This window comes from Methylibium sp., assembly GCF_013817345.1.
Lineage (GTDB): Bacteria > Pseudomonadota > Gammaproteobacteria > Burkholderiales > Burkholderiaceae_C > Methylibium.
In genome coordinates this window covers 59208-70402 of the sequence record NZ_JACDCW010000003.1, presented here as the reverse complement: position 1 = coordinate 70402, position 11195 = coordinate 59208, and the positions used below count along the sequence as shown (strand labels likewise).

At 69.8% G+C, this 11195-nt stretch carries 8 protein-coding genes and 1 pseudogene; 7 read left to right on the top strand and 2 right to left on the bottom strand.

The features are described 5' to 3' along the window. Together H0W40_RS01365 and sixA are read left to right on the top strand one after the other, a co-directional pair. Nucleotides 1–870: pseudogene (locus tag H0W40_RS01365) on the top strand (polyphosphate kinase 1); the annotation flags it as partial. 26 nt (nucleotides 871–896) lie between these two features. Next, nucleotides 897–1358 carry a phosphohistidine phosphatase SixA gene (gene sixA, locus H0W40_RS01360; protein ID WP_292442260.1) on the top strand — a complete coding sequence of 154 codons (462 nt, stop codon included), beginning with the start codon at nucleotides 897–899 and terminating at the stop codon, nucleotides 1356–1358. Between the two features lie 42 nt (nucleotides 1359–1400). On the opposite strand, the gene H0W40_RS01355 is transcribed toward sixA, so the two are convergent. Continuing rightward, a complete protein-coding gene (locus H0W40_RS01355) occupies nucleotides 1401–2969 on the bottom strand; it encodes a Ppx/GppA phosphatase family protein (RefSeq protein WP_292442259.1) in 1569 nt (522 codons plus the stop codon). 98 nt (nucleotides 2970–3067) lie between these two features. Here H0W40_RS01355 and H0W40_RS01350 point away from each other — a divergent pair, with 98 nt between their 5' ends. Together H0W40_RS01350 and H0W40_RS01345 are read left to right on the top strand one after the other, a co-directional pair. Next, nucleotides 3068–3949, top strand: a complete 882-nt coding sequence (locus H0W40_RS01350; protein ID WP_292442258.1) for a dienelactone hydrolase family protein — start codon at nucleotides 3068–3070, stop codon at nucleotides 3947–3949. A gap of 190 nt (nucleotides 3950–4139) precedes the next feature. After that, nucleotides 4140–5027: a ZIP family metal transporter gene (locus tag H0W40_RS01345; RefSeq protein WP_292442257.1), complete on the top strand. Its 888-nt coding sequence runs from the start codon at nucleotides 4140–4142 to the stop codon at nucleotides 5025–5027. 82 nt (nucleotides 5028–5109) lie between these two features. On the opposite strand, the gene ppc is transcribed toward H0W40_RS01345, so the two are convergent. Beyond that, nucleotides 5110–7956 carry a phosphoenolpyruvate carboxylase gene (gene ppc / locus H0W40_RS01340; RefSeq protein WP_292442256.1) on the bottom strand — a complete coding sequence of 949 codons (2847 nt, stop codon included), beginning with the start codon at nucleotides 7954–7956 and terminating at the stop codon, nucleotides 5110–5112. A 108-nt stretch (nucleotides 7957–8064) separates the two neighbouring features. Between ppc and hemC the strand changes: the two genes are divergently transcribed. The 3 genes from hemC to H0W40_RS01325 all read left to right on the top strand — a co-directional run bounded on the left by hemC (nucleotide 8065) and on the right by H0W40_RS01325 (nucleotide 11095). After that, on the top strand, nucleotides 8065–9051 hold the full coding sequence (gene hemC, locus H0W40_RS01335) for a hydroxymethylbilane synthase (RefSeq protein WP_292442254.1): 987 nt from the start codon (nucleotides 8065–8067) through the stop codon (nucleotides 9049–9051). Between the two features lie 14 nt (nucleotides 9052–9065). Beyond that, the gene (locus tag H0W40_RS01330; RefSeq protein ID WP_292442253.1) at nucleotides 9066–9884 is read left to right on the top strand and encodes a uroporphyrinogen-III synthase; all 819 of its coding nucleotides are present in this window, start codon (nucleotides 9066–9068) and stop codon (nucleotides 9882–9884) included. Nucleotides 9885–9967: 83 nt separating this feature from the next. Continuing rightward, nucleotides 9968–11095, top strand: a complete 1128-nt coding sequence (locus H0W40_RS01325; protein WP_292442252.1) for a uroporphyrinogen-III C-methyltransferase — start codon at nucleotides 9968–9970, stop codon at nucleotides 11093–11095. The last annotated feature ends 100 nt before the right edge of the window (nucleotides 11096–11195 follow it).

Genomic DNA, 11195 nt, shown 5'->3' with positions numbered 1-11195 from the left:
GTGGAGCTCAAGGCCCGCTTCGACGAGGAGGCCAACATCAACTGGGCCGAGCGGCTGGAGGCGGTGGGCGCGCAGGTGGTGTACGGCATCGTCGGGCTGAAGACGCACGCCAAGCTGCTGCTCGTCACCCGCCGAGAGGACACGCCGCGCGGCAGCCGGCTGCGCCGCTACGCGCACCTGTCCACCGGCAACTACAACCCGAAGACGGCTCGCCTGTACACCGACATCGGCTGCATGACCGCCGATCCCACGCTGACGGCCGACGCGGACCTGGTGTTCCAGCAGCTCGCCAGCCTGACCCGCGGCAAGGCGCCCCGGCAGTTGCTGCTTGCGCCGAGCAGCCTGCACAAACAGATGTTGCGGCTCATCGAGCGTTGCGAACAGGCGGCTCGCGAAGGCAGGGCGGCACGCATCGTCGTCAAGCTCAATGCGCTGACCGACGAGGCGTTGATCGCCGCACTCGTGGCCGCTTCGCAAGCCGGCGTCGAAATCGACCTGATCGTGCGCGGCGCCTGCATGCTGCCGCCCGGCCTGCACGGTTTGACCGACCGCATCCGCGTGCGCTCGGTGGTCGGACGCTTTCTGGAGCACACGCGCATCTCGTACTTCCGCTTCGGGACCGGTGAGGACGAAGAGCTGCTCTACCTTTCGAGCGCCGACTGGATGACGCGCAACATGCAGCGCCGCATCGAGGTTGCCTGGCCGGTGCGCGACCCCGTCCTGCGCCAGCGCGTGATAGACGAATGCCTGGTGCCCTACCTGCGCGACGCGAAAGACGCCTGGCTGCAGCGCAGCGACGGCCGCTACGAGCGCGTTGCGAGCGAGGGTCCCAGCGCACAGCAGGCGTTGATGCGCCGCTATAAGCTTTGACCGGAACAAGGGCACCGGAGCACGGCATGGATCTGATCCTGTGGCGGCATGCCGAAGCGCACTTGGTACGCGAAGGCCAGAGCGACGCCGAACGGGCGCTCACACCCAAGGGCGAACGCCAAGCGCAGCGCATGGCCGAGTGGCTCAACCAGCGCCTGGCGGCTTCCACCCGGGTGCTGGTCAGCCCGGCGGTGCGGGCGCAACAGACGGCCACGGCGCTCAAGCGCAACTTCAGGACGGTCGAGTCACTGGCGCACGATGCGGGTGTCGATGAACTGCTGGCGGCAGTGCGCTGGCCGGAATCGAACGAGCCGGTGCTGGTGGTCGGCCATCAGCCGACGCTCGGTTTCACTGCCGCACGGCTGCTGGCCGACGTCGACAAGTACTGGGCGATGAAGAAAGGCGCCGTCTGGTGGCTGCGCCACCGCGAACGAGATGGCGAAGTGCAGGTGGTGCTGCAGGCGGTGCAGGGGCCCGACCTGCTGTAGCAAAGAGCGGCGTTCCTGAAGCGCCGCCGCGCTGCACCGCACTCAGCGATCCTCGGCAACTTCCAGTTGCAGCCGCCCGGCGCGCTCCCAGGCGCGCGTTTCCTCGCTCAGCAGGAACATCGTGCGCGGATGACCCCCGGCCCACGCGGCCCCGAGCCGAAGCTGAGCGCCTTGCGGCACTCGTTTGAGGCTCGCCACGGTGTCGGCGACATCGTTGCGTGCATGGCAGAGCACGGCGGCCAGCCGCAGGCACAACACCGGCCACAGGCTCGTTTCTTCTTCCAGCGTGCTGCCCAGCTTGCGAAGGCCGCCCCGGTGCCCGAGCACCAGTTCGGCAACGCGCCGCTGCTGGCTCTGGGAAAAGCCCGGGGCGTCCACGTGAGCCAGCAGGTAGGCGCTGTGGCGGTGATGGTCATGGTGCGAAACCGACATGCCGATCTCGTGCAGCAGCGCGGCCCAGCCGAGTTCCCGCGCGGTCTCGCCCGGGAGGCCGCCGCCGTCGCCGAGACCTCGCGGCGCGACGCTGCGGTACAGCGCCAGCGCGAGCCGCCTGACCCGCGCCGCCTGCAGCAGATCGCTGCCGAAACGGCGCTGCAGTTCCTGCACAGAGCCGTCGCGCAGATCGCGCACCGTGCCATCGGCCGCGCCGCGCCGGCCTTGAGCCAGCACCGCTTCGCGCCGCTCGGCCAGATCGAAGATGACGCCCTGGCGCAACGCGCCGCGTGCCGGCTGAAGCGCGTCGATGCCGAACTGCATCGCCAGCGTGTACAGGATCGACAAGCCGCCGCCGAGCACCGCGCGGCGGTCGGCCTTGAGGCCGGGCAGCTCGAGCGCGTCCTGGTGCCCGGCGGCGAGACAGGCTTCGATGCACCAGCGCAGACCCACAGGCGTGATCGCACCGTCGCTGATGCCGTTGGCCGCCAGAAGCTGCGACACCGCACCCACCGTGCCGGAGGAGCCCAGCGCTTCGACCCACTGGCCCGGCGCGAAGGGCTGCAGCGCCTCCTCGAGTTCGGCGCCGGCCGCGATCTGTGCCGCCCGAAAGCCGGCTTCCGTGAATCGGCCGTCGGGGAAGAAGCGCATCGACAGGCTGACGCTGCCGACCTGGAAGCTCTCGGCGTGCCGCGGGGTGCGGCCCTGGCCGAGGATCATTTCGGTGGAGCGGCCGCCGATGTCGATCACCAGGCGCGTGCGCTCGCTCGGCTGAAGGCGCGCGACGCCGGCGAAGATCAGACGCGCCTCTTCGCGGCCGGAGATCACCTCGATCGGCTGGCCCAGCACCGAGCGGGCGCGAGCCAGGAAAGCGTCGCGGTTGCGTGCCTCGCGCAGGGTCTGGGTGGCCACCGCACGGACCTGCGAGGCGTCGAAGCCGTCGAGCCGCGCGGCAAAGCGCGTCAGGCACTCGAGGCCGCGCGCCTGAGCCTCTTCGCCCAGCCGGCCGTCGGCGTCGAGCCCACCGCCCAAGCGCACGGTTTCCTTCAGGTAATCGATGCGCTTGTAGCGGCCGCGCGAGAGCTGGCCGATCTCGAGCCGAAAGCTGTTGGAGCCGAGGTCGATGGCGGCCAGCACCGACGGATCGACGGCTTCAACGGTGGCGGCTGGCGCTGGCATGGCGGGCATTGTGTCCGCAATCGACGGCCCGACCCTGTGTGCACGCGGCCGCTGCTGCGTTCCTAGAATCGCCGCACCCTGCCACCGGAGAGCCCACCATGCTGCAAGAGGAATTCGACAGCCTGCATCCGACGCGCGACCTCAGTCGCCGCGATTTCGTCGCTACCGCCGTGGGCTCGGGCTTTGCCGCCGCAGTGCTGCCCGTGGCGGCACAGACCGTCGCCACCGACACTCAAGGCCTCATCGCCGGGCCGGTGACCATTCCCGTCGGCGACTTCCGCATGCCGGCCTACCGCGCGGTGCCCTCGGCGACGATGGCCGGCACGGACGGAGCGCCCGTGGTGCTGGTGATCAGCGAAGTCTTCGGCGTGCACGAACACATCGCCGATGTGGCGCGGCGCTTGGCCAAGCAAGGCTATCTGGCCATCGCGCCCGAGTTGTTCGCGCGTCAGGGCGATGCCCGCGCCTACACCGACATCCCCACGCTCATCAAGGAAGTGGTGAGCAAGAAGCCGGATGCGCAGACGATGGAAGACCTGAACGCGAGCGTCGCCTGGGCGGCGTCGAATGGCGGCGACACCGGCCGGCTCGGCATCACCGGCTTTTGCTGGGGTGGGCGCATCACCTGGCTTTACACGGCGCACAACCCGCGGGTGAAGGCCGGCGTTGCGTGGTACGGGCGGCTGGTCGGCGAGGCAACCGCCCTGGCGCCTCGGCATCCGGTCGACGTGGCCGGCAAGCTGCACGCGCCGGTGCTCGGCCTCTATGGCGGCCAGGACGGCGGCATCCCGCTTGACACTATTGATAAGATGAAATCAGTTTTGGCGGCCGGCAACGAGGCGGCGCGCGAATCGGAGTTCTCGATCTACCCCGATGCGCCGCACGCTTTTCATGCCGATTACCGCCCGAGCTACCGCAAGGAGGCTGCGGAGAACGGGTGGAAGCGATGTCTGGCGTGGCTCGAGGCGCACGGCGTGTAAGGCGTTGCCTGCGGCGCCGGACGCGGCAGCCGTGGCAACGCGAGGCACCCGCAAGCCGCAACCGGGCCGCGGGTGCTACAGACCGCAGCAACCGCGCCTCTTCCGGCGCGGTTTCTTTTTGACATCTTGAGTCGCTACAGCCGTCTTTTCCACCGCGCAACTTCCCGGATTTCCGAGGCACAAGAACAATATGTCCGACACGCTGCTCTGGATCGTCGTGGCCACATTGGCCGGCGGCGTGCTGTCCGTGACGATCGCCGCTGCGCTGACGCTGTCGGTGCTCAAGCTGATCGTGCGCCATCTGGTGAGCCTGTCGGCCGGCGTGCTGCTCGGCACCGCCTTGCTCAAGCTGCTGCCGGAAGCCTTCGAAGTGACCGGCGGCGCTTCGCCGCAGGCCTTGTTCGCCACGCTGCTGGGCGGACTGCTGTTCTTCTTCTTGCTCGAGAAGGTGGAGCTCTACCGCCACAGCCACCATCACGAGGGCGACGGCCACCATCACCATCACCAGTTCGACGCCGAGCAAGCCGGCCGCGGCGGCTGGAGCGTGCTGCTCGGCGACAGCATCCACAACTTCTGCGACGGGGTGCTGATCGCCACTGCCTTCCTGGTCGATGTTCGGCTCGGCGTTGCGACCGCCGCCGCGGTGATCGCCCACGAGATTCCGCAGGAGGTCGGCGACTACATCGTGCTGCTCAATGCCGGTTTTTCGCGGGCGCGCGCGCTGGCCTACAACGCGATTTCCGGTCTGGCGGCGGTGGTCGGTGGCGTGCTCGGCTACTTCGTAATCCAACCCTTCCAGGCCTGGTTGCCCTTCCTGCTGGTGATTGCGTCGAGCAGCTTCATTTACGTGGCCGTGGCCGATTTGATTCCGCAACTGCAGCGCCGGCTGGCCTGGCGCGACACGCTTACGCAACTGGCCTGGCTGGCGGTGGGCGTCGGCATGATCGCCGTGTTGTCGGGTCTCGCGCACGATCATGGCGGCGGCGGGCATGACCATGATCGAGACGACGGGCACGGGCATCACGCGGATGAGGTGATGCCGGGGGCGATTCAGGGGTATCGGAGGGGGCCGCCGTAACCTGAACGTGACGCGAGAGGAGGCCGTGACCGCGGGTGCCTTGCTGCGCAACGGCTACCGCGACGGTGACGGCGAGACAGGCTCAGCCCGAATTCCGCAACCCCGCCGCCACGCCGTTGATCGACATGTGAATGCCGCGCTGCACGCGATCGTGCGGCTCGCTCTCGCCGCGTTGCGCCCGGTAGCGGCGCATCAGTTCGACCTGCAGGTGGTTCAGCGGGTCGAGATAGGGGAAGCGGTATTCGATCGAGCGCGCCAGCGCCGGGTTGCTTGCCAGCCGCCGGGTCTCGCCGGTGATCTGCGAGAGCGCCGCCTGGGTGCGGTCCCACTCGGCCTGGATCTGCGCGAAGATCTTGCGGGCTGCGCGCTTGTCGGGCACCAGCTCCACGTAGCGCAGCGCCACCGCCAGATCGCTCTTGGCCAGCACCATGTCCATGTTGGACAGCAGCGTGGTGAAGAACGGCCACTGCGCATGCATGCGCTGCAGCAGCGCGAGCCGCTCGGCCCGCGCACCTTTGGCAGCCTTCGGCGCCGTGCCGGCCAGGAAGCGCTCGACCGCCGAGCCGAAGCCGTACCAGCCCGGCAGCGCGATGCGGCACTGCCCCCACGAGAAGCCCCAGGGAATCGCTCGCAGGTCTTCGATGGCGGGTTTTGCATGCCCGTCCTTGGGCCGGGCGGCCGGCCGCGAGCCGATGTTGAGTTCGGCGATTTCGCGGATGGGCGTGGCGGCGAAGAAGTAGTCGGCAAAGCCGGGCGTCTCGTACACCAGTCCGCGGTAGGCGGCCATGCCGAGCGTCGAGAGTTCGGCGGCGGCGTCGAGAAAGAGTTGCGGTGCCTTGCGCCGCGGCGGTAGCAAGGTGGCCTCGAGCGTGGCAGCGACCAGGGTTTCCAGGTTGCGCCGGCCGATCCGCGGGTTGGCGTACTTCGACGCGATCACCTCGCCTTGTTCGGTGAGCCGGATCTGCCCGTTCACCGTGCCGGGCGGCTGCGCCAGGATCGCCTCGTAGCTCGGCCCGCCGCCGCGGCCGACGGTGCCGCCGCGGCCATGGAACAGGCGCAGCCTCAGGCCTTTTTCGCGCTTGAGCGGCTCGAACAGCTCGACCAGTGCCGTCTCCGCGCGGTAGAGCTCCCAGTTGCTGGTGAAGAAGCCCCCGTCCTTGTTGCTGTCGGAGTAGCCGAGCATGACGTCCTGCTCGTCGTACTGGTCTGCGCGGCCGCGCAGGATCATGGGCAGCACGCCGGGCAGCGCGTAGAACTCACGCATGATCGGCGCGGCGCGGCGCAGGTCGGCGATGGTCTCGAACAGCGGCACGACGATGAGGTCGGCGCGCGCCGCGTCGGCGCTTTCGCCGTGCGCATCGAGCGTGCCGTGGAGCAGCCCGCATTCCTTTTGCAGCAGCAGCACCTCGAGCAGGTCGCTCACCGTCTCGGTGTGCGAAATGATGCAGTGGCGGATCGCGGCGGTGCCGAAACGTTGCCGCAGTTCGCGCGCCGCCTCGAAGATCGCCAGTTCGCCGCGCGTGCGCTCGCTGTAGGCAGCTTCGCGCACCTGCAGGCCGCGCGCGTCGGACAGCAGGCGCAGCAGCAAGGCGATCTTGGCGTCCTCGGGCAGCGCGGAGTAGTCGGCCTCGATGCGCGCGGTGGCCATCAGTTCGGCAAGCACCGCCTCGTGCTGGTCGGAGCTCTGGCGCAGGTCTATCGTGGCCAGGTGAAAGCCGAAAACCTGCACGGCGCGGATCAGCGGGCGCAGGCGGCCCACGGCCAGCGCGGCGCCGAAGTGCGAGGCGAGCGAGGCTTCGACCGCGCGCAGGTCGTCCAGCAGTTCCGAGGCGGCGCCGTAGGGCTCGGACGGTGCGATCGCATGGCGCAGGGCCTCGGTGCCGGTCAGCGCGTGCAGCGTGCCGGCCAGGCGCGCATACACGCCGATCAGCGCGCGGCGGTAGGGCTCGTCGACGCGGTGCTCGCTGCGGTCGCCCGAGCGCTCGGCGAGCGCGCGCAACGCCGGCGTCACCTTGACCAAAAGCCCGGACATCGACAGCTCGGCGCCAAGCTCGTGCACTTCGGTCAGGTAAAAGCGCAGCACGGTTTCGCTGTGACGCGCCAGCGCGAAGCGCAGCGTTCCGGCGCTGACGTTGGGGTTGCCGTCGCGGTCGCCGCCGATCCAGTTGCCCATGCGGAAGAAGGGCGCGATCTCGAAGCCGGGAAGCATCTGTTCGATCTCGGCATAGAGCAGCGGGATCTGGCGCAGGAAGGTGCTCTGGTAGTAGCTCAGCGCGTTGTCGATCTCGTTGGCCACGCTCAGCTTGGAGGTGCGCAACAGGCGCGTTTGCCAGAGCTGCGTGACGCGTGCGCGCAGGTGTTGCTCGTTGGCGGCGAGCTCGCGCTCCGTCGGCAGCGCGTCGCGCACGCCGATCAACTCGGCCACCGCACGTTCGGCGTCGAGCACGCTCTTGCGCTGCACCTCGGTCGGGTGCGCCGTGAGCACGGGGGACAGATAGGCGTGGGCCAGCGTCTCGGCGATGTCGGACGCACGCACGCCGCGCCGAGCCAGCCGCTCGAAGCTCATCGCCAGCGAGCCCTGCAGCGCCGTGCCGCTGCGTTCGTCGCGTTCGCGCTGGCGCACGTTGTGGCGGTCCTCGGCCAGGTTGGCCAGGTGCGAGAAGTAGCTGAACGCGCGCACGACCGAGACGGCCTGGTCGACCGACAGGTTCTTGAGCAACCGGTCGAGCGAGCGGCCGGCCTGCGCATCGCGCTTGAGCCGGTAGGCCACGGCGAGCTGGCGGATGCGCTCGATCAGATCGAAGGCCGCCACGCCTTCCTGTTCGCGGATCACGTCGCCGAGGATGCGCCCGAGCAGGCGGATGTCTTCGATCAGCGGGCGGTTCTCGTCGTCGGCAGGAGCGGTTCTGCGGCGGGAAGGGGAGGGCATGTGAGTGGCTCGCAAGCTCGAAAAAGAGGGCGGATCGAAGGCGAGGGATGCTAGCAGCGGCCGTGCCAGCAGAGCCGGCCCGCGTTCGGCCGCTGCTAGCATCGAGCGATGAATTCGCAAGCGTTTAGATGGGTCATCGCCACGCGAGAAAGCCGCCTCGCACTGTGGCAGGCCGAGCATGTGCGCGGCCTGCTGAAAGCTCGGCTGCAGGCGCCGGTGGAACTGCTCGGCATGACCACGCGAGGCGACCAGATCCTCGACCGCACGCTGAGCAAGGTGGGCGGCAAGGGCCTGTTCGTCAAGGAGCTGGAGACGGCGATCGAAAGCGGTGCAGCGCATCTCGCAGTGCATTCGCTCAAGGACGTGCCGATGGACCTGCCGGCCGGCTTCGTGCTCGCCGCGGTGCTCGAGCGCGAGGACCCGCGAGACGCCTGGGTGTCGCCGCGCTACGCCGACCTGGCCGCGCTGCCGCAGGGCGCCGTGGTCGGCACTTCCAGCCTGCGCCGCTTGAGTCAACTGCGTGCGCAGCGCCCCGACCTGCGCATCGAGCCCTTGCGCGGCAACCTCGATACGCGGCTACGCAAGCTCGACGAGGGTCATTACGACGCCATCGTGCTGGCCGCCGCCGGCCTCAAGCGGCTCGGCCTGTCCTCGCGCATGCGCAGCGTCTTCGAGCCAGACGCGATGATTCCCGCGGCAGGGCAGGGTGCATTGGGCATCGAGGTGCGCGCCGATTGCGCCGAGCGCCATCCGCTGCTCTGGGCTGCCTTGCAATCCCTGAAGGACGCACCGGCGTGGCTGGCCGTGCACGCCGAGCGTGCGGTCTCGCGCCAGCTCGGCGGCAGTTGCAGCATGCCGCTGGCTGCGCACGCGCACTGGCAAGGCGACGGGCGGCTGACGCTGAGCGCGGCACTCGGCAGCGCGGAGGGCGAGGCGCCGGTCTTGCTGCGCGTGGAGCTCGAGGCGGCCGTGGCCGACGTGGCCTCGGCCGAAGCGCTGGGCCACGCGGCGGCTCAGCGCCTGCGCGATCAGGGCGGAGCGGCGCTGCTCGCGCCGCTGCTGGCAGCGCAGACGCCAGCTTCGCCCGGCGCGTGAGCGGGAATCCCCGCATGCGTGTGCTTGTCACCCGCCCAAGAGCGCAGGCGCGCGAGTGGGTCCTGCGCCTCGCCGAGCAAGGCATTGAAGCGACGGCCTTGCCGCTGATCGAAATCCAGCCTCCCGCCGATCCGCGTGCGGTTCAGGCGGTCTGGCGCTCGCTCGCATCACGCACGTTGCTGGTGTTCGTGAGCCCCAATGCGGCAGCGCAGTTCTTCGCACAGCGTCCGCCTGACTGCAATTGGCCGACCAGCCTGCGCGCTGCAGCGCCCGGGCCGGGCAGCAGCGCGGCGCTGCGGGAGGCCGGCGTGCCGGCGGCGGCGATCGTGGAGCCGGCGATAGACGGCGGCCGCTTCGATTCGGAGGCGCTGTGGGCGGTGTTGCAAAGCCATGGCCCCTGGGGTGGCGCTTCAGTGTTGATCGTGCGCGGCAGCGTGGAGGGAGAGCCGCAGGGCAGTGGCCGCGAATGGCTGTCGCAAACCTTGACCGCGGCCGGCGCGGCGGTCGAGTTCGTGGCGGCTTATCGGCGCGGTGCGCCGCGGCTCGATGCCGCAGAGCAAGCCGTGTGGGCGCAGGCGCTGGCCGCACCCGACATGCACCTGTGGTTGTTCAGCAGTTCCGAGGCGATCGACCAGCTCGAGCGGCTGGCGGCCGAGCACGCACTGCAGCGGCCCTGGACCGTGGCGCAGGCGCTGGCCACGCATCCGCGCATCGCCGAGCGCGCACGCACCGCAGGCTTCGCCCGCGTGCTCGAGGCATCGCCCACGCTGGCGGCCATCGTCGCGGCGATCGAGGCCGCGCAAACCCGGCCGATAGAATCCGACGCACCGTGAGCGACCCCCGACTGCCTTCCGAGGCGACGCCCGCGTCGCCTTCCCCTCAGCCCCCCCTCCCACCCGCAGCGCCAGCCGCTGCCGTGGCACCGCGTCGTTCGCGGCGCTGGTGGCTTGCCGGTGGCTTGCTGCTTGCCCTGCTCGCGCTGGCGGCCCTGGCGCTCGCCTGGCGCACGCAGGAACGCGTTCAAACCCTCGAGCAAGAACTCGTGCGCCGCCAGACGGCCAGCGCCGGGCAGGCCACCGAGGCGCATCTGATGGCCAAGCAGGCCCGAGAAAGCGCGCAGGAAGCCGGAGCCAAGGTGGCGCTGCTGGAAGAGCGGGTGGCCGAGTCGACGATGCAGCGCAGCCAGCTCGAAGGGCTGATCCAGTCGATGGCCCGTTCGGGCCAGGAAAGCCTCCTCGTGGACATCGAAGGCGGTATTCGCGTGGCCGTGCAGCAGACCGCCATCACCGGCAGCGCCGAGCCGCTGGTCGCCGCGCTGACTGCGGCCGACGAGCGGCTGGCACGCACCGAGCAGCCGCGCTTCGAGAACGTACGCCGCGCGATCGCGCGCGACCTCGACCGCATCCGGTCGGTCGGCGTGGCCGACATCGCGTCGCTGGCGATCAAGCTCGACGAAGCGGTGCGCCTGGTGGACGACGCGCCGCTGCGCGTCATCGATGCGCCGGCCACCGCCGCGACACGCGCTGCGCTTCTTGCCGACGCCCCTGTTTCAGCGACGCCCTCCGCCGCGTCGGCGCCCGCTCCCGTCGCTTCTGCGCCTCCTGCCGCCCCGTCTGTGCCGCCGGCGGCCGCATCGGCATCACCCGCCGCCGGATCGGAAAACATGTGGGCCTGGTTGCCGGCCAACGCCGGCGACTGGTGGCGCAGCGTGTGGCAGGAGGCCCGCGGGTTGGTGCGCGTGACCCGCATCGACCGGCCCGAGGCCATGTTGCTCGCGCCCGAGCAAAGCTTTTTCCTGCGCGAGAACCTCAAGCTCAGAATCCTGAATGCGCGTGTCGCGCTGCAAAGCCGCCAGTTCGATACGGCGCGCGCCGACCTCCAGGAGGCGGCCAGTGCAACAGAACGCTATTTCGACGCCGACGCGCGCAAGACCCTGTTGCTCAGCGAACTGTTGCGCAGCGTGGCGGCTCAGGCCGGCGAGGCCGACCTGCCGCGTCCCGATGAAACGCTGACCGCGCTCGATGCCGCGGCGCAGGGTCGGTGACGCTGTCTTCGCGTCGCGACAAGAGAGGGCAGCAGCGATGCGCGGCGTGATCTGGCTGTTGCTGCTCGCCATCGTTGCGGTCGTTGCGGCCGCGCTGCTC

Bases quoted from the DNA above. Each gene is read 5' to 3' on its own strand.
- hemC (WP_292442254.1), top strand. From the start codon at position 8,065: ATGAATTCGCAAGCGTTTAGATGGGTCATCGCCACGCGAGAAAGCCGC.
- ppc (WP_292442256.1), bottom strand. From the start codon at position 7,956: ATGCCCTCCCCTTCCCGCCGCAGAACCGCTCCTGCCGACGACGAGAAC.
- H0W40_RS01330 (WP_292442253.1), top strand. From the start codon at position 9,066: ATGCGTGTGCTTGTCACCCGCCCAAGAGCGCAGGCGCGCGAGTGGGTC.
- H0W40_RS01345 (WP_292442257.1), top strand. From the start codon at position 4,140: ATGTCCGACACGCTGCTCTGGATCGTCGTGGCCACATTGGCCGGCGGC.
- H0W40_RS01355 (WP_292442259.1), bottom strand. From the start codon at position 2,969: ATGCCAGCGCCAGCCGCCACCGTTGAAGCCGTCGATCCGTCGGTGCTG.
- sixA (WP_292442260.1), top strand. From the start codon at position 897: ATGGATCTGATCCTGTGGCGGCATGCCGAAGCGCACTTGGTACGCGAA.
- H0W40_RS01350 (WP_292442258.1), top strand. From the start codon at position 3,068: ATGCTGCAAGAGGAATTCGACAGCCTGCATCCGACGCGCGACCTCAGT.